At 64.3% G+C, this 16,056-nt stretch carries 15 protein-coding genes and 1 tRNA gene; 10 read left to right on the top strand and 6 right to left on the bottom strand.

Annotated elements, in window-relative coordinates; genetic code table 11:
- The first annotated feature begins 85 nt into the window (after positions 1-85).
- Positions 86-1,834 carry a gamma-glutamyltransferase gene (ggt, locus tag DCM79_RS06505; RefSeq protein ID WP_257179153.1) on the top strand — a complete coding sequence of 583 codons (1,749 nt, stop codon included), beginning with the start codon at positions 86-88 and terminating at the stop codon, positions 1,832-1,834.
- A 73-nt stretch (positions 1,835-1,907) separates the two neighbouring features.
- Here ggt and DCM79_RS06500 read toward each other — a convergent pair whose 3' ends face one another.
- Positions 1,908-2,573 (bottom strand): glutathione S-transferase family protein, encoded by a 666-nt coding sequence (locus DCM79_RS06500; RefSeq protein ID WP_257179152.1) that lies wholly within the window; start codon positions 2,571-2,573, stop codon positions 1,908-1,910.
- A gap of 165 nt (positions 2,574-2,738) precedes the next feature.
- On the opposite strand from DCM79_RS06500, the gene DCM79_RS06495 reads away from it, so the two are divergent.
- The 4 genes from DCM79_RS06495 (at position 2,739) to panE (ending at position 6,522) form a co-directional block, all read left to right on the top strand.
- Positions 2,739-3,335 carry a DUF2239 family protein gene (locus tag DCM79_RS06495; RefSeq protein ID WP_257179151.1) on the top strand — a complete coding sequence of 199 codons (597 nt, stop codon included), beginning with the start codon at positions 2,739-2,741 and terminating at the stop codon, positions 3,333-3,335.
- Positions 3,336-3,426: 91 nt separating this feature from the next.
- On the top strand, positions 3,427-4,776 hold the full coding sequence (locus DCM79_RS06490; RefSeq protein WP_257179150.1) for an MATE family efflux transporter: 1,350 nt from the start codon (positions 3,427-3,429) through the stop codon (positions 4,774-4,776).
- Between the two features lie 102 nt (positions 4,777-4,878).
- Positions 4,879-5,493, top strand: a complete 615-nt coding sequence (locus DCM79_RS06485; RefSeq protein WP_257179149.1) for a 2-hydroxychromene-2-carboxylate isomerase — start codon at positions 4,879-4,881, stop codon at positions 5,491-5,493.
- Between the two features lie 105 nt (positions 5,494-5,598).
- Positions 5,599-6,522 carry a 2-dehydropantoate 2-reductase gene (panE, locus tag DCM79_RS06480; RefSeq protein WP_257179148.1) on the top strand — a complete coding sequence of 308 codons (924 nt, stop codon included), beginning with the start codon at positions 5,599-5,601 and terminating at the stop codon, positions 6,520-6,522.
- An 87-nt stretch (positions 6,523-6,609) separates the two neighbouring features.
- On the opposite strand, the gene DCM79_RS06475 is transcribed toward panE, so the two are convergent.
- From DCM79_RS06475 to DCM79_RS06465, 3 genes are all read right to left on the bottom strand, one after another.
- Positions 6,610-7,203 (bottom strand): c-type cytochrome, encoded by a 594-nt coding sequence (locus DCM79_RS06475; RefSeq protein WP_257179147.1) that lies wholly within the window; start codon positions 7,201-7,203, stop codon positions 6,610-6,612.
- A gap of 188 nt (positions 7,204-7,391) precedes the next feature.
- Positions 7,392-8,672 carry a sorbosone dehydrogenase family protein gene (locus DCM79_RS06470; RefSeq protein ID WP_257179146.1) on the bottom strand — a complete coding sequence of 427 codons (1,281 nt, stop codon included), beginning with the start codon at positions 8,670-8,672 and terminating at the stop codon, positions 7,392-7,394.
- A 376-nt stretch (positions 8,673-9,048) separates the two neighbouring features.
- Entirely contained in the window at positions 9,049-10,035 is a 987-nt protein-coding gene (locus DCM79_RS06465) for an NAD(P)-dependent oxidoreductase (protein WP_257179145.1), read from the bottom strand.
- Positions 10,036-10,230: 195 nt separating this feature from the next.
- Here DCM79_RS06465 and DCM79_RS06460 point away from each other — a divergent pair, with 195 nt between their 5' ends.
- Positions 10,231-10,491 (top strand): hypothetical protein, encoded by a 261-nt coding sequence (locus DCM79_RS06460; RefSeq protein WP_257179144.1) that lies wholly within the window; start codon positions 10,231-10,233, stop codon positions 10,489-10,491.
- 3 nt (positions 10,492-10,494) lie between these two features.
- Entirely contained in the window at positions 10,495-11,145 is a 651-nt protein-coding gene (locus tag DCM79_RS06455) for a nucleotidyl transferase AbiEii/AbiGii toxin family protein (RefSeq protein WP_257179143.1), read from the top strand.
- Positions 11,146-11,307: 162 nt separating this feature from the next.
- Here DCM79_RS06455 and DCM79_RS06450 read toward each other — a convergent pair.
- A tRNA-Gly gene (locus DCM79_RS06450) sits at positions 11,308-11,382 on the bottom strand.
- Positions 11,383-11,657: 275 nt separating this feature from the next.
- Between DCM79_RS06450 and trxA the strand changes: the two genes are divergently transcribed.
- Positions 11,658-12,581 carry a thioredoxin gene (gene trxA / locus DCM79_RS06445; RefSeq protein WP_257179142.1) on the top strand — a complete coding sequence of 308 codons (924 nt, stop codon included), beginning with the start codon at positions 11,658-11,660 and terminating at the stop codon, positions 12,579-12,581.
- Positions 12,582-12,701: 120 nt separating this feature from the next.
- The gene (locus DCM79_RS06440; protein ID WP_257179141.1) at positions 12,702-13,379 is read left to right on the top strand and encodes an LON peptidase substrate-binding domain-containing protein; all 678 of its coding nucleotides are present in this window, start codon (positions 12,702-12,704) and stop codon (positions 13,377-13,379) included.
- A 9-nt stretch (positions 13,380-13,388) separates the two neighbouring features.
- Here the strand turns inward: DCM79_RS06440 and DCM79_RS06435 are convergent, their stop codons facing one another.
- A complete protein-coding gene (locus DCM79_RS06435; protein ID WP_257180709.1) occupies positions 13,389-15,839 on the bottom strand; it encodes an EAL domain-containing protein in 2,451 nt (816 codons plus the stop codon).
- Here DCM79_RS06435 and DCM79_RS06430 point away from each other — a divergent pair.
- Positions 15,783-15,944, top strand: a complete 162-nt coding sequence (locus DCM79_RS06430; protein WP_257180940.1) for a hypothetical protein — start codon at positions 15,783-15,785, stop codon at positions 15,942-15,944. The two genes, DCM79_RS06435 and DCM79_RS06430, sit on opposite strands and share 57 nt — an antisense overlap.
- Positions 15,945-16,056: the final 112 nt, after the last annotated feature.

The raw sequence follows: 16,056 nt of genomic DNA, 5'->3' as shown, positions 1-16,056 counted from the left end.
AACAGTTTTGCCTCTCTTGAGTCAAACCGTATAGCATTGCGGCGAGGCGTGTGAACCGGTCCGAAGCCCCGGCGGAAGTTTGATAATGTCGTCATATTCGACACGGCGGACGGTTTTCGCCGTCATAGCCATTCTCGCGTTCGGCTTCGCAGCCGCGACTGCCCAGGACGCGCGACAGGCTTATGTTCCCGCCGCGCCCGGCACGGTGCGCGCCATTGCCGCCGAACACGGCATGGTGGTCGCGCAGGAGAAGATATCCGCGCAAGTCGGCGCCGAGATCCTGCGGCGCGGTGGCAATGCGGTCGATGCGGCCGTCGCGACCGGCTTTGCGATGGCCGTGACCTATCCGCGTGCCGGCAATATCGGCGGCGGCGGCTTCATGGTGATCCATTCCGCCGACCGCAACGAAGACATCACGATCGACTACCGCGAGACGGCGCCGGCGGCGACCACGCCGCAGATCTTTCTCGGCGCCGACGGCAAGCCTGATCCGGCGAAGTCACGGGATTCCGCCCTTGGCGTCGGCGTTCCCGGCACGGTCGCGGGGCTCAGTCTGGCACTGGAGAAATACGGCTCGGGCCAGTTCACGCTGGCGCAATTGCTCAAGCCTGCGATTGCGCTCGCCAGCGATGGTTTCGTCGTCAGCGACGACATCGCCGATACGCTGCCCGGTTGGCACCGGCGGCTGGCACGCTGGCCTTCGACCGCCAAAATCTTCTCGCGGCCCGATGGCACGCCGCTTCGCGAGGGCGACAGGTTGATGCAGGGCGAGCTTGCCGAAACGCTGTCGGCCATCGCGGCACAGGGACCGCGAGGCTTCTATGAGGGACCGGTCGCGGAAAAGCTCGCCAAAGCCGTGGCTGATGCCGGCGGCATCATGACGCCGGCCGATTTGAAGGCCTATCAGGCCGTGATCCGCGCGCCGGTGCGCGGCACCTATCGCGGCTACGACATCGTGTCGATGCCGCTGCCCTCGTCCGGTGGCACCGTCTTGGTGGAAACGCTCAACATCCTCGAGGGCTTTCAGCTTGGCGATTTGAAGCAGGGATCGCCGGCATCCCTGCATCTCTTGATTGAGGCCATGAAGCGGGCCTATGCGGACCGCGCGCGCTATCTCGGCGATCCCGCCTTCGTCAACGCACCGATCGAGACGCTCACCGCGAAGGACTATGCCGCCAAACTGCGCTCCGGCATCACGGTCGATCGCGCCACGCCGTCGAAAGAGCTCGCAGCCGCGGCTCCCTCGCCGCGCGAGGGCAGCAACACCACGCATTTCTCCGTAGTGGATTCCCGCGGCAACGCGGTCAGCAACACTTACACGCTGAACTTCAGCTACGGCGTCGGCCTCGTTGCCGACGGCACCGGCGTGCTGCTCAACAACGAGCTCGACGATTTCACCGCCGCGGTCGGCGCCTCCAATGCCTACGGCCTCGTCGGCTTCGAGGCCAATCTGCCCGGACCTGGCAAACGTCCGCTCTCGTCGATGTCGCCGACCATCGTGCTCAGGAACGGCAAGCCGGTGCTGGTGACGGGCTCGCCCGGCGGCAGCCGCATCATTTCCAGCGTGCTGCAGGTGATCGTGAACGTCCTGGACTACAAGATGGATGTCGCGGCCGCCGTCGCGGCGCCACGGCTGCATCACCAATGGTTGCCCGACGAAGTGCGGATCGAGCGCGGCTTTGCCGAGGATGTGCTGCTCGAACTGAAGGCGAGAGGCCATGCGATCGTCGAGCCGATGGGGCAGACATCGGCCAATTCGATTCTCGTGTCGCCGAACGGGCCGCTCGGCGCGCCCGACCCCCGCACAAGGGGCGCAGAAGCGGCCGGCCAGTAACCGCTTTGCTTGCAGGACCAGGTGCGCAATGCGCACCATAGCTGCCTCTGCCGCGGAATGACGGGCGCGAAGCTTACCGCCCCACCTCGTACGGCCCGCCCTTTTCCAGCGCACGCGCATAGGCCGGGCGTGCGTGGATGCGCTCGAGGAATGCCATCGCCTTGGGATGGCCCTGCTCGAGCCCGCCGCGCGCTTGCGCAGCTTCGAGCGGGAAGCTCATCTGGATGTCGGCTGCGGTGAATTCGTTGCCGGCGAACCATTCGCTCTTCGCAAGCTCGCCTTCCCAATAGTCCATGTGCTGCTTGAGCTGCGGATTGACCAGCGTGGTCAGCGCCTGGTTCGAGACCTTGCGCACCAGCGGACGAAGCAGCGCGGGCGCGCGCTTCGGCATCAGCGTGAACAGCAGCTTCAGCAGCAGCGGCTGCATCGCCGACCCCTCGGCATAATGCAGCCAATAGGTGAAGCGCAGCCGCTCCGGTGTATCAGGCGGCGGAATCAGCCGGCCATTGCCGTAGGTCGCGACAATATATTCGATGATCGCACCCGACTCGGCGATGGTGTTGCCGTTGTCGGTGATGACGGGCGACTTGCCGAGCGGGTGGATGGCGCGCAGCTCCTTCGGCGCACGCATGTCCGGCTGCCGCTGGTAGCGCACGATCTCGTAAGGCACGCCTAGCTCCTCGAGCAGCCACAGCACGCGCTGCGAGCGGGAATTGTTGAGGTGGTGAACAATCAGCATCGGTGAGGTCCCCAGGGCTAGGCGTGGTGGCTAAGCGCGGTCGTGCGGCGGCGCCGTTGGTGCCAGCCCAGGGGCGCAATGTCGAGCCGGGGTGCGGATATTTTCACCCGGGTATATTGACCTTTATAATTTACCCGGGTATTAAATGGCCCTAGCCTCATCAATATGGCAATGATTTCAATGCAAAGGACTTTCACCGCCTTCCAGGGACCACGTCGCCTGGTGTCCGGACCCGCAGGCGAAGTCGCGCTGGTCGTCAAGCGAGTGGCGCCTCGGCCGGACGAGGCCATCATCATCTTCGAGGACGCCACGGGCCGATCGATCGACTTCGATCTGCGTGGCGGCGATCGCGAGGTGCTGGCGCGGCTGGCCAAGCTCGTCCCGCCGCCGGTCGAGGCGAGCACGCCACCGAGCGAGCCGCGCGGCCGCGGCCGGCCCAAGCTCGGCGTCGTCGCGCGCGAGGTGACGCTGTTGCCGCGGCACTGGGAGTGGCTCGGCGCGCAGCCGGGCGGCGCCTCGGTCGCGTTGCGCAAGCTCGTCGACGAGGCGAGGCGCGCCAGCGGCGACAAGGACCGCGAGCGGCAGGCGCGCGATGCGGCCTATCACTTCATGTCGACCATGGCCGGCAATCTGCCGCGGTTCGAGGACGCTTCGCGCGCGCTGTTCGCAGACGACCGGCGGCGCTTCACCGCGCTGATCGCCGACTGGCCGGCCGACATCCGCGACCACATCGTCAAGCTCGCCTACAGCGACCGCGCGTAAACCGCGCGGCGCTCTTCACAACCTCCATCGACGGCCGAGCCGCGCACCTTGCGCGGCAACGGCCTCGCACGCCCTGATGAAAGGCCGATCCATGTCCGCCCCAAAACCGCTCTGGAGGACATTCCTCCGCTTCCTCGCGCCGTTGATGCTGAGCAACGCGCTGCAATCGCTGTTCGGCACCGTCAGCAACGTCTATCTCGGCCAGATGATCGGCGTCGACGCGCTGGCGGCGGTCTCGGTGTTCTTCCCCGTGATGTTCTTCCTGTTCGCCTTCGTCATGGGCCTCAGCACCGGGGCGACCGTCCTGATCGGCCAGGCCTTCGGCGCGCGCGAGCCCGACAAGATCAGAAGCATCGCGGGCACGACGCTCGCGATCGGCCTTCTGCTCTCCACTTCGGTTGCGCTGATCGGCGGCCTCTTCACCCGTCAATTGATGATGGCGCTCGCCACACCCGCGGACATTCTCGATTCCGCCAGCACCTATGCGCGGATCATGCTGCTCACCATGCCGCTCGGCTTCGTCTTCCTGCTGATGACGGCGATGATCCGCGGCGTCGGCGATGCGTTGACGCCGCTGCTGGCGCTGGCGCTGTCGACTGCGATCGGCCTGATCCTGACCCCGCTGCTGATCCGCGGGTCGTTCGGATTGCCGCCGGCCGGCGTCGCCAGCCCGGCATGGGCGGCCGCGATCGCGAACGCGCTCACCTTGATCGCGCTCGCCGTCTATCTGCTGCGGAAGAAGCATGCGCTCGCGCCGGACGCGGCCTTGCTGCGTCAGCTGCGGCTGAACCGCGCCATGCTCGGCAAGATTCTTGGCATCGGGTTGCCGAGCGCCATCGGCATGGTGGTGATGGCGATTGCGGAGCTGGTCCTGCTCGGCCTGGTCAACGGTTACGGGTCGGACGCCACGGCCGCCTATGGCGCCGTCAACCAGGTGATGGGCTACACGCAGTTCACGGCGATGTCGATCTCGATCGCCGTCTCGATCCTCGGCGCGCAGGCTGTCGGCGGTGGCGACAGAACCCGGCTCGACGGCATCGTGCGCACCGGGCTCGCCTTCAACTTCGTCCTGACCGGCGGGCTGGTGGCGCTGATCTATCTGGCGCCGCGTGCCATCCTCGGCATCTTCATCACCGACGCCGCCGTGCTCGATCTGGCGAAAGGCCTGCTCGACATCGCCCTGTGGAGCTCGGTGCCGTTCGGTCTGGCCATTGTGTATTCCGGGGCCATGCGCGCGGCGGGCGTCGCGCTGACGCCGATGCTGCTCTCGATCTTCGCCATCGTCGCGATCGAGCTGCCTGCCGCGGTGATCCTGAGCCGCACGATCGGTCTTCAGGGCGTATGGGCCGCCTATCCCATCGTGTTCTGCGCCATGTTCGTCTTGCAGATGGGCTATTACCTCGCGGTCTGGCGCAAGCGCGCGATCCGGCGTCTGATCTGACGCTCAAAGTATTATGACCATCATTAAACGGTAGACCTGTGGCGCGCCCTGCGCCACAATGGAAAAAAGCCAGATCAGAAAGTTAGGTCAGGGAGAGTGAGTTTGACCCGCATTGCCCCGCAGTTCCTGTTCGATTTCGGCAGCCCGAACGCCTATCTCAGCCATCTCGCGATTCCCGCGATCGAGCAGCGCATTGGCGTCAGGTTCGAATACGTCCCGATCCTGCTCGGCGGCATCTTCAAGTCGACCAACAACCGGTCGCCGGCCGAGACGCTCGCCGGCATCAAGAACAAGCGTGAATTCCAGCAGGTCGAGACCGAGCGCTTCATCAAGCGCTTCAAGGTGCAGCCCTATGTCTGGAATCCGCACTTTCCCGTCAATACGCTGAACCTGATGCGCATGGCGATCGCGGCGCAAGCGGAAGGCGTGTTCGAGGCCTATGTCGAGGCCGCCTTCCATCACATGTGGCGCGAGCCGAAGAAGATGGACGATCCTGAAGTCGCGGCGAAGGCGCTGGCGTCCTCCGGCCTCGATGCCCAGAAGCTGTTGACCCGCGCGCAGGAACCCGAGGTGAAGGCCAAGCTGATCAAGAACACCGAGGAGGCGGTCGTGCGCGGCGCGTTCGGCTCGCCGACCTTCTTTGTCGGCAACGAGATGTTCTTTGGCAAGGAACAGCTCCGCGAGGTCGAGGAGATGGTGCTGGAAGGGGGCAAATAGGGAATGGTGAAGAGCGAGTCGTGAAACTGTGACTCGTGATTTGCGGCCTCTCACCCTATTCGCTATTCCCTACTCGCCATTCGCCTCGTTCAACGGAGCTTTCGCATGCGTATCCTCGTGGTCGGCGCCGGCGCCATCGGCGGCTATTTTGGTGGCAGGCTGTTGCAGGCCGGCCGCGACGTCACCTTCCTGGTCCGGCCGCGCCGGGCCGGCGAGCTCGCCAGCGCCGGGCTCGTCATCAAGAGCCCGAATGGCGACGTGACCCTGAAGAATCCGCCGACCGTGCAGGCCGACGCGCTCAAGGACAAGTTCGACGTCGTGCTGCTCAGCTGCAAGGCGTTCGATCTCGACGATGCCATCAAGTCGTTCGCGGCCGCCGTCGGGCCGAACACTGCGATCATCCCGATGCTGAACGGCATGAAGCATCTCGACATCCTCGACGCCAAGTTCGGCAAGGAGCGCGTGCTCGGCGGCCTCTGCGCGATCGCCGCGACCTTGAACGAGCAGCGTGAGGTGGTACAGCTCCAGCCGATGCAGGCGCTCAGCTACGGCGAGCGCGACGGCAAGCTGTCCGATCGCGTCAAGGCGATCGACGAAGCTTTCAAGAGCGGCATTACCGGCGCCGCCGCCAGCCAGAACATCATGCAGGACATGTGGGAGAAGTGGGTGTTCCTCGCCTCGCTGGCGGCATCCACCAGCCTGATGCGGACCTCCGTCGGCAACATCCTCGCAGCGCCCGGCGGTCGGGATTTCCTGCTCGGCATGCTGGATGAGACCAGCGCGATCGCCACCGCGTCGGGCTATCCGCCGGGCGGCCCGTTCTTCGAGCGTGTGAAGGGCAACCTCACCACCGAGGGCTCGCCCATGACGGCCTCGATGTTCCGCGACATCAAGGCCGGCCTGCCGGTCGAGGCCGATCACGTCATCGGCGACCTCATCGCGCGCGCCGACGCCGCCAAGGTGCCTGTGCCCAAGCTGCGCATCGCCTATACGCATTTGAAGGCGTATGAGAAGCAGCGGGCGGGCTAGCTGCAGCTACACACTCGTGTGTCGTCCTGGGCTCGCGCTTTGCGCGCCCCGGGATGACGAGCTGCGTTTGCCGCAACGAACCCCGCGCTATTTCAAATGCGCGAGATAGTGCGAGACGGCGGTGATCTCCTCGTCGCTCATGCGATAGGCGACATCGACCATCGCAGCGACGCCGTTGCCGATGCGCTGGCCGGCCTTGTAGTCGTGCAGCGCCTTGACCAGATATTCCTCGCGCTGGCCCGCGAGCCGCGCCACGGCCTTGGTGCCGGCATAGCTGTCCGTGTGGCACGACGCACAGCGGCGGCCGGCGGCAACCTGCGCGCCCTTTTCCGACAGCTCCGGATCCTTGTCCTCCGGGCCCTTCGGCGGCGCCATTTGCGAGAAATAGGCACCGAAACTGCGGATGTCCTCGTTGGTGATCTCCTCCGCGATCGGCTTCATCTGCTCGTTCTTGCGCGCGCCGGCGCGGAAGAACACCAGTTGCCACTGGATGAACTGATCGGGCTGCCCGGCGAGCGAGGGGACGTTCTCCGTCTGCGAAATGCCGTTCTCGCCGTGACAGCCGGCGCAGGCGGAGGCCTTCTCCTTGATCGCGGAATTATCGGCAGCACCTGCCGGCACGGCACCGAGCGCCAGGAGCGCAACCGCGCTGATTGCGTGCGAGATGAATGGCCGGCGCATGAGGGAATTCCGATCTGATCAACTGCGTCGATTCCGGGGCGTGCGGAGCACGCGCCCTGGATCCATAACCACGGCTCGGGGCCGTGGGTTCCGGACTTGCGCTGGCGCGCAATCCGGAACGATGGGATGGGCTTGAAGCAAACGAGGCTGCGGCCCTTCCGGCACCACAGCCTCGTGTCGTATGCGCGCTACTTCTTGCTGTAGCTGATGCGATAGATCGCGCCGGCCCAGTCGTCGGCAACGAGGATCGATCCGTCCTTAGCGAGGATGATGTCGTTGGGTCGGCCGAGATAGCCCTGGTCGCCCTCGAGCCAACCGGAGGCGAAGATCTCCCGCTTCGGGTTCTTGCCATCGGGCCCGACGATCACGCGCACGATGCGCGCGCCCTGGTACTTGTGCCGATTCCAGGAGCCGTGTTCGGCGATCAGGATGTTGTTCTTGTACTCGGCCGGAAACTGGTCGCCGGTATAGAACTTCATGCCGAGCGGGGCGACATGGGCGCCGAGATTCAGCACGGGCGGCGTGAACTCGGAGCACTTGTGGCCCATCGCGAACTTGTCGTCGGGCAGGTTGCCCTGGTGGCAATAGGGATAGCCGAAATGCTCGCCGATCCGGTTGATCATGTTCAGCTTGTCCGAGGGCAGATCATCGCTGATCCAGTCGCGGGCATTCTCGGTGAACCAGAGCTTGCCGGTGCGCGGATCGACGTCGCCGCCGACCGAGTTGCGCACGCCGAGCGCCCAGATTTCGGCGTTGCCGGTCTTGGGATCGACGCGCCGGATCTGCGACACGCTGGTCGGCGGGATGCCGATGTTGAAGGGCGGCCCGAACGGCAGGAAGAACCAGCCTTCCTTGTCGACCGCGATGTACTTCCAGCCATGCGCGGCATAGGACGGCATGTCGTCATAGACGACCTTGCCTTCGCCGGGATTGTCGAGCTTGTTCTCGATGTCGTCGTAGCGGATCAGCTTGTCGACCGCGATGACGTAGAGCGCGCCGTCCCTGACGGCGAGCCCGGTGGGCATGTTCAGCCCCTTGAGGATGGTCTTGACCTCCTTCTTCCCGCCATTGTCCTTGATGGCATAGACGTTGCCGAGGCCGAACGAGCCGACGAACAGGGTGCCCTTGTTACCCCAGGCCATCTGCCGCGCCGCGAGCACGCCCGAGGCGTAGACCTCGATCTTGAAGCCCTGCGGCAGCTTGATCTTCTTGACGATGTTGGCGAGCTCGGCATCGGAGGCGCCGGTCGGCGGACCCGAGGGCGGCGCAAGGCCCTTCTGCGCCTCGGTCTCATCGCCCAGGAACCAGTCATCCGGCGGACGGGTCCAGAACTCCTTGGTGCCGGATTCGTATTTCTTCAGCGCCCGGTTCTTGTCCTGCTGCTGCGCATAGCCGGCGCTGGTCCCCGTGAGGAGAGCAGCCGCTGCAAGCGCCAGAACGGATTGAAAGACGGATCGGTGGAATCTCATCGCGTCACTCCCCTAAGGCAGCCGCCAGGGCTGCGCATTATTTTCTTTTGCTAAGTCGAGAGGCGAAGTTTTGGGTCGGTCGGAACGACAGACGCAAAAAGGTTAGCACATCTGCGAGCGCTGAGAAGCGCGGCACATGCACCGCGGTTGCGCCGCGCAAAAATTGAGACGGAATGTCAACGAGGCCAAACCGTGGCGACGGCCCTGTCGCTGCGATGCGGAATCAAGGCGGCGCGCGCCTCGTTCGCGGCCCAGGCGAGCTGCGGTACAAAAAATGCGAAAACAACCCCATGCACAGTAGAACGGCGCAAGCCGCGCCGCTCAGGGGAGACCCGGCAGGCACTTGACTCGTCGAGCAAAACATCGATCGCGGCGCTCAACCGGCGACGGGATAGGGTCCATCGTCGAACACCGTGTCATGATAGCCTTTGGCCCCGATCTCGCGCGCCAGCGCACTGCGAAAATCGCGCCCCTCGCGCAGGCTGCGCAGCACATGCGCGAAATCGAATTCGGGCCGCCAGCCCAGCTCGCGCCGCGCGCGCTCGTTGACATAGACGCGGTCGATCTCGGGGAAGAGGCTCCAGCCGCGCGCCGCATAGAGCTGGGCGCAATCCGGATAGAGCTCGCGGACGACCCCGGCGGCATCGCGCGCCAGCGCCGCGAGATGACGCTGCTCGAACGGGCTGGTCGCCGAAATGATGTAGCGGGCGAAACCGATGTTGGGCGCGCGCTCGACGGCGAGCAGATGGGCGCTCACCGCGTCGGCGATATCCAGCCGGCGATACAGCAGCTCGTTGGCCTGCGCGTTGTCCAGCGCGTAAGCCGACCGCATCGCGGGATCGTCGTCGTCCTCCGGAAAGAAGCGCGAGGTCCGCAACACCACGACCGGAAGTCCGCGCTCGCGGACGAACAACTCGCACAGCGTCTCCGCCATCAGCTTGGTGGTGCCGTAGATATTTTTCGGAACGGACGGCAGGTCCTCGGTGACCCACACCGCCGCCTGTCCCGCCGCCGGCCGAAGCTGCGAGCCGAACGCGCTGGTCGTGCTGGTGAAGACGAAACTCTTCACCCCGGCCGCCGCGGCCGCCTCGAGCAGATTGAGCGTGCCCGATACGTTGGTGTCGACAAAGTCCTGCTTGCTGTGGGTCGCCACATGCGGCTTGTGCAGAGTCGCGGTGTGGATCACCGCCGTGACGCCGTCCATCTGGCGCCGCACGAAGCCGGGATCGACGATCGAGCCCACCGCGTCAGTGAAGGGCGAAGGCTTCAGATCGATCCCGCGCACGGGCGACCCGCGCCCACGCAGGGTGCGGGTAACGGCTTCACCGAGATGGCCGGCACTGCCGGTGACCAGAGTAGCCATTTGAGATCAATTTGAACCCACCCGCCAACGGCGGAAAACTGCCGTCCGTTCCGGGCATTCGATTGAGGCGTTACCGCAAATCTAACCGTGCAGATCGAACGAAAAAAGAACAAATTGACTGCGAAGGCCATCGGAGGGAATGTAGATGCACCCAAGTCGCTCCTATATTGACAGGGTACCGAGATAGTGACGCGGATGAAGAGCCCTGTTCTAGTTCTGTCGACTGTGAATGCGCCCTATAGCAAGAAGCTAGACGCGCAGGAGCTTGTCCATTGTCTGCTGGACCCCGCTTCGGCGAAGGCGGCCTGCGGCCCCATGTCGTCGTTTTTCGGGGACGTTGAACCCGAACTGCAAATCGCATTCGCGGAGACATATGGCATCAGCCACGACCAACTGGTTGCCGCAGCGAAGGCCTTTGCCGAATTTTCGGGGCAATCCTATCCACTCGCGGCGTGACCGATGAGCGCTCAATCCGATTGGGCGCAACTTTTCCGCATTGCCTGTGCGATGATCCGGCAAGTCAACGCCGAACAGAACATCATTGATCGTTGGACGTTCGGCGGCGGCACAGCGATGATGCTGCAAATCGATCATCGGATAAGCCAGGATGTCGATATCTTTCTCACGGATCCCCAGGTTCTGCCCTTTCTCGATCCACAGAAGCATGACTTCAATTTCGAGGTCAGGCCTGCCGACTACGATGGCGATGGTGCACGGTCTCTGAAGCTTGGTTTTGAATTTGGTCAGATCGATTTTATCGTCGCACCATCCCTCACCTCCTTGCCGACGACGCAAGCGACAGTCGAAGGCGAAACGATCCTTCTGGAGACAATTCCAGAGATCATCGCAAAGAAGGTCTACCATAGAGGCAATAGCATCACGCCACGCGATATCTTCGACATCGCAGCTGGCAGTGAATTGCATGCGGAATCCATGATCAAGGAGCTGGCGCGGTATCGCGACCGGGTCGCCAGTACGCTGGCCGCAATCGAAAAGCTCAAGCCTGACTTTGTGGGCGCGGCGATCAATCAGCTCGCGATCAAGGACGCCTACAAGCTGACCGCGAATGCGGCGCTGGAAAAGACCAAGCACCTCCTTCGCGCTGTTTAGGCTGGGGCCGGGCGGCCTGAATTGCGGGTTGACACCCATTGCAGCTTCCGGGACCTCGGGCAGCGCGACCTACGCGCCCCATGCCAGAGACCAGAACAATGGCGTCAAGCGGCTCGCCTCCGCGGGCGGCAGCCAACTCATTTCGGATGCTCTGGGAAAAATTGGAGCGGGCGAAGGGGCTCGAACCCTCGACCCCGACCTTGGCAAGGTCGTGCTCTACCACTGAGCTACACCCGCATCCTGTGTCGGTCGCGTGACGCGCCGGCAACGGCTGTCGTATGCCAAAAGCGGGAGGGGAATGCAACAGCTACCGGCGGCGTAGATGCGCAATCCGGGGCCCAATATCGACCCCTGATGCGGCCAAACAGCCCGAAACCACCCCGGAACCGCCGAATCGGCCGCGATGGATTGAAATTCGGCCCATTCGGCCCAATCTAGGAGCCGACAGCGCAGCAGAGGAAGCGGCGGCGTGCTAAAGAGCCGCCATTCCGGACATCAGACAAGGGGATCCCGTGACGATCATCGACCAGGGTAACGGAGCCGCAAACCCGGCCGCCGCCGATCTGATCAAGGACACCACCACCCAGACCTTCGTGAAGGACGTCATCGAGGAATCGAAGCGCCAGCCGGTGCTGATCGATTTCTGGGCGGAGTGGTGCGGGCCCTGCAAGCAGCTCACCCCCGTGCTGGAAAAGGCGGTCAGGGCGGCCAAGGGCAAGGTCAAGCTGGTCAAGATGAACATCGACCAGCACCCGGCGATCCCCGGCCAGATGGGCATCCAGTCGATCCCGGCCGTGATCGCCTTCGTCAACGGCCAGCCGGCCGACGGCTTCATGGGCGCGGTGCCCGAGAGCCAGCTCAATGCCTTCATCGAAAAGCTGACCAAGGGCGTCGTCGCGCCGGGCGAGGTCAACGTCGCCGAGATCGTGCAGGAGGCCGAGGCGATGCTCGCCGAGGGCGATGCCGCCGCGGCAGCGCAGATCTATGCCGAAGCGCTCCAGCATGATTCGACCAATATCGCGGCGCTGGCCGGCCTTGCGAAGTGCTACGCCGTCTCCGGCGCGATGGAGCAGGCCAAGCAGACGCTGGCCATGGTGCCGGAATCCAAGCGCAACGACCCCGCGGTCAAGGCCGTGCAGACCACGATCGATCTCGCCGAGCAGGCGCAGTCTCTCGGGCCAGTCGCGGAGCTGGAACAGAAAGTCGCCGCAAACCCGCTCGATCATCAGGCCCGATTCGACTTGGCGACCGCGCTCAACGCGAAAGGCGACCGCCCTGCTGCCACTGCGCAGCTGCTCGAGATCGTCAAGCGCGACCGCAAATGGAACGATGACGGCGCCCGCAAGCAGCTGGTGCAGTTCTTCGAGGCGTGGGGCGGCACGGATGATGCAACGGTCGAGGGGCGCAAGCGCTTGTCGACGATCCTGTTTTCGTGATCCTGTTTTCGTAAGGCCCTCTTTTGAGCATGATCTGTTCGGAAAACCGCTGCACACTTTGCGCCGACGGGGTCCTCCGGATCCGGATCATGCACTAGCAAGGGCAGGGGGACCGGGCAGATGCCGATCAATATCGAATATCGCGGCCCCGCCGACCTCCCGGAGATCATTCCGGTGTTTCCGCTCCCGGGCGCGCTGCTGCTGCCGCGCGGCCAGATGCCGCTCAACATCTTCGAGCCGCGCTACCTTGCGATGGTCGACGATTCCTTCCGCGACGGCCATCGCCTGATCGGCATGATCCAGCCCGACGTCGCACACTCGCCGAAGGATTCCGACAAGCCGACGCTGTTCCGGGTCGGCTGCGTCGGCCGCATCACCCAGCTCGCCGAATCCGGCGACGGCCGCTACATCCTCGAGCTCACCGGCGTCTCGCGCTTCAAGGTGGTCGAGGAGCTCGACGTGCTCACCGCCTACCGGCAGTGCAAGGTGGACTTCTTCGCCTTCGCCAACGACTTCACCGCGCGCATCGGCGAGGAGGAGGTCGACCGCGAGGCGCTGCTGGCCGTGCTGGCGGATTTCCTGAAAGCCAACAATCTCAAGGTCGACTGGGAGGGCGTCGAAAGCGCGCCCAACGAAGCGCTCGTCAACGCGCTGGCGATGATGTCCCCCTATGGCCCCGCCGAGAAGCAGGCCATGCTGGAAGCGCCCGACCTGAAGACCCGCGCCGAGATCCTGATCGCCGTCACCGAGATGGACCTTGCCAAGAAGCGCACCAGCGGCGATCCGCCGCTGCAGTGAGAACGGCGCTCAGGCTGCGTGAATGGCCGCTTCCGCCTTGCGCTGCGCCGGTGGCGCGATCCTGGAGGCCTGGAGCGGCCGGCTGAAATAATAGCCCTGCGCCTCGATGCAGCCCTCCTCGCGGAGGATCGCCAGCTGCTCGGCGGTTTCGACGCCCTCGGCCGTGGATGTCTTGCCGAGGCTGGTGGCGAACCGGATCACTGCGCGCGCGATCCGATGGGATTCTTCGGTCGTGCTGGCCAGCTCGCTGACGAAGCTGCGATCGATCTTGACCTTGTCGAACGGGAACTTCTGCAGGAAGCTCAGCGACGAATAGCCGGTGCCGAAATCGTCGAGGGCAATCCGTACGCCGAGCTTGCGCAATTGGCCGAGCGCGGCGAATACAGCCCCACTGTCGTGCATGATGACGGTCTCGGTAACCTCAAGCTCAAGCCTGTTCGAGGCAATTCCCGAATTTGCCAATGCGCCGACAATCGAGGCGACGAGCTCCTTGCCTCTGAATTGCGCGGGAGACAGGTTTATCGCGATCTTCAGATCGGAGGGCCACTTGGCTGCTTCGGCGCAGGCGGTCCTCAGGACCCATTCGCCGATGGGAAGGATCAGGCCGGTTTCCTCCGCGAGCGGAATGAACTCGCCCGGCAAGACCAGACCACGCTCGGGGTGATGCCACCGCAACAACGCCTCATAGCCGCAGATTCGTCCGCTCTCCACGCTCACGAACGGCTGGTAATGAAGCTCGAATTCGCCCCGCGCCAGCGCCTTCCGCAGATCCTTTTCCAGGTTGCGGCGGACGTGCATGCGCTGATCGAGCTCTGGCTCGAAGAAACGGAATGCGCCGCGTCCGCCGCCCTTCGCCGCGTAGAGGGCGAGATCGGCGCTCTTGAGGATCGTGTCTGAATCGGCCCCGTCGCGAGGCGCGATGGCGATTCCGATGCTGGTGCCCACGATGACCTGGTGATCGCCGAGATCAAACGGTTCGCAGAGCGCGCCTTTGATCGCCTCGGCCAAGGCCGCCGCGTCCATGGCCGGGCTTGTCACGTAGTCGACGACGGCGAATTCGTCGCCGCCCAGTCGAGCGATGAACGTCGTCTCCCTGCCGCAATTCTGCAAGCGGGCCGCGACTGAACGCAGCAGCGAGTCGCCTGCCGGATGTCCGAGCGTGTCGTTGATCTCCTTGAATCGATCGAGGTCGAGCATCAGGACCGCCAAATGGAGATTTCCGTCACGCGTGACGGCCAGAGCATGCTCCAAGCGCGCTCTGAGCAGGACGCGGTTCGGCAGCTCCGTCAGGGCGTCGTGTTGCGCCATATAGGTGATCTTGGCTTCGGACCGGCGCTGCTCCGTGACGTCGAGATGCGTGGCCACCCAGCCGCCGCCGGCCATCGGCTGCCGCGTCACGCAGATCAGCCGGCCGTCGGCGAACGCGTCGATCCGGCTCGAAACCGCATGGACCGGCAATGCATCGAGCTTGGCGATCTGCCGTTCGGCGGCCAAATCGCTGGCATCGCCGTCGAGTATGCCGTTCATGATGCGATGCCGGATGATGTCGCGGTGCGCGGTTCCCGCACGCAACAGCTCCGGCGGCAGCCGGTACAATCTGGCGTAGCGCTCGTTGCATATGACGAGCCGCTTCTCGGCATCGAACATGCAAAGGCCCTCGACCATGTGGTTGATGGCCGTGTCAAGCCTCAGCGTCTGCTCCTGCAATTCTCGCTGGGAATCTTCGAGCTGCTGACGGGCAACCGAAAGCTGGCTGATGATCTCCTCAAACCTGGCGGTTCTGCTTGCCAGGCGACGATCGGCCAGCACGCCGATCAGGCTCATGCCCAGCACGGACAGTGCGACACCGGCGATCGCAAGCGCGAGAACGGCCGGGGACAGCGACAGGGTGCTCGTCGCGCGCGTGGGATCCGGCGTGATATGCACCGCACCCATCGCCGTGAAGTGATGCGACATGATGGCAAGCGTCAGCAGGACTGCCGCCGCGAGCGTGCCCTGGTAGTTCCGATACTTGATCGCGACAGCCAGGGCGGCATAGCCGAAGCACATGCCGAGAACGATCGAGACGAGCACGAGATCCAGCGACCACGCGACGCGGCCGGGCACTTCAAGTGCCCACATTCCGAGATAATGCATGCTGGCAATGCCGCCGCCGATGATGATGCCGCCTGTCCCCGGGCGCCACCGGCCGGAATCGCCGGCCGCGACGCCGAAGCCGACCGACGTCAGAAACATTGCGGTGGCCAGCGAAAGCGACGTCAGCACGATGCCGTAGCCGGTCGCAACGCCCGGCTCGTAGGCGAGCATGGCGACGAAATGCGTTGCCCAGATGCCGTAGCCGATGGCGGCGCCGGCGATCGCGATCCAGATCAGGCGCGTTCTTGCGCGCGCCGCGATCGCACGATGGAAGATACTGACCGCGACGATGCTGGCAACGAAGCAGACCAAACCGGCGAGCACGACGAGCCGAACATCATGTTCGACGGTAAGGCAAGACAAGACACGAAACATCCAAGCCGCTCCATCGGCAACATTGCCGAGATAGAAACGGGCCAATCGCGTTGATTTTGTGCCGTGACTGATTGGATGCTTATCGACGCATTAAACTCATCGGCGCAATTTGAACTTTGCCGACCACCGGCGCGCGACGGCGCCGCGCCGGAAAGCGCCACGGAAC

The organism is Bradyrhizobium sp. WBOS07 (assembly GCF_024585165.1).
GTDB lineage: Bacteria > Pseudomonadota > Alphaproteobacteria > Rhizobiales > Xanthobacteraceae > Bradyrhizobium > Bradyrhizobium japonicum_B.
This window is presented reverse-complemented; position numbering and strand designations above follow the sequence as displayed.

Excerpts from the sequence above, each read along its gene's own strand:
- ggt (WP_257179153.1), top strand. The coding sequence starts at position 86 with ATGTCGTCATATTCGACACGGCGGACGGTTTTCGCCGTCATAGCCATT.
- DCM79_RS06500 (WP_257179152.1), bottom strand. The coding sequence starts at position 2,573 with ATGCTGATTGTTCACCACCTCAACAATTCCCGCTCGCAGCGCGTGCTG.
- DCM79_RS06495 (WP_257179151.1), top strand. The coding sequence starts at position 2,739 with ATGGCAATGATTTCAATGCAAAGGACTTTCACCGCCTTCCAGGGACCA.
- DCM79_RS06490 (WP_257179150.1), top strand. The coding sequence starts at position 3,427 with ATGTCCGCCCCAAAACCGCTCTGGAGGACATTCCTCCGCTTCCTCGCG.
- panE (WP_257179148.1), top strand. The coding sequence starts at position 5,599 with ATGCGTATCCTCGTGGTCGGCGCCGGCGCCATCGGCGGCTATTTTGGT.
- DCM79_RS06475 (WP_257179147.1), bottom strand. The coding sequence starts at position 7,203 with ATGCGCCGGCCATTCATCTCGCACGCAATCAGCGCGGTTGCGCTCCTG.
- DCM79_RS06470 (WP_257179146.1), bottom strand. The coding sequence starts at position 8,672 with ATGAGATTCCACCGATCCGTCTTTCAATCCGTTCTGGCGCTTGCAGCG.
- DCM79_RS06465 (WP_257179145.1), bottom strand. The coding sequence starts at position 10,035 with ATGGCTACTCTGGTCACCGGCAGTGCCGGCCATCTCGGTGAAGCCGTT.
- DCM79_RS06460 (WP_257179144.1), top strand. The coding sequence starts at position 10,231 with ATGAAGAGCCCTGTTCTAGTTCTGTCGACTGTGAATGCGCCCTATAGC.
- DCM79_RS06455 (WP_257179143.1), top strand. The coding sequence starts at position 10,495 with ATGAGCGCTCAATCCGATTGGGCGCAACTTTTCCGCATTGCCTGTGCG.
- DCM79_RS06440 (WP_257179141.1), top strand. The coding sequence starts at position 12,702 with ATGCCGATCAATATCGAATATCGCGGCCCCGCCGACCTCCCGGAGATC.
- DCM79_RS06430 (WP_257180940.1), top strand. The coding sequence starts at position 15,783 with ATGGAAGATACTGACCGCGACGATGCTGGCAACGAAGCAGACCAAACC.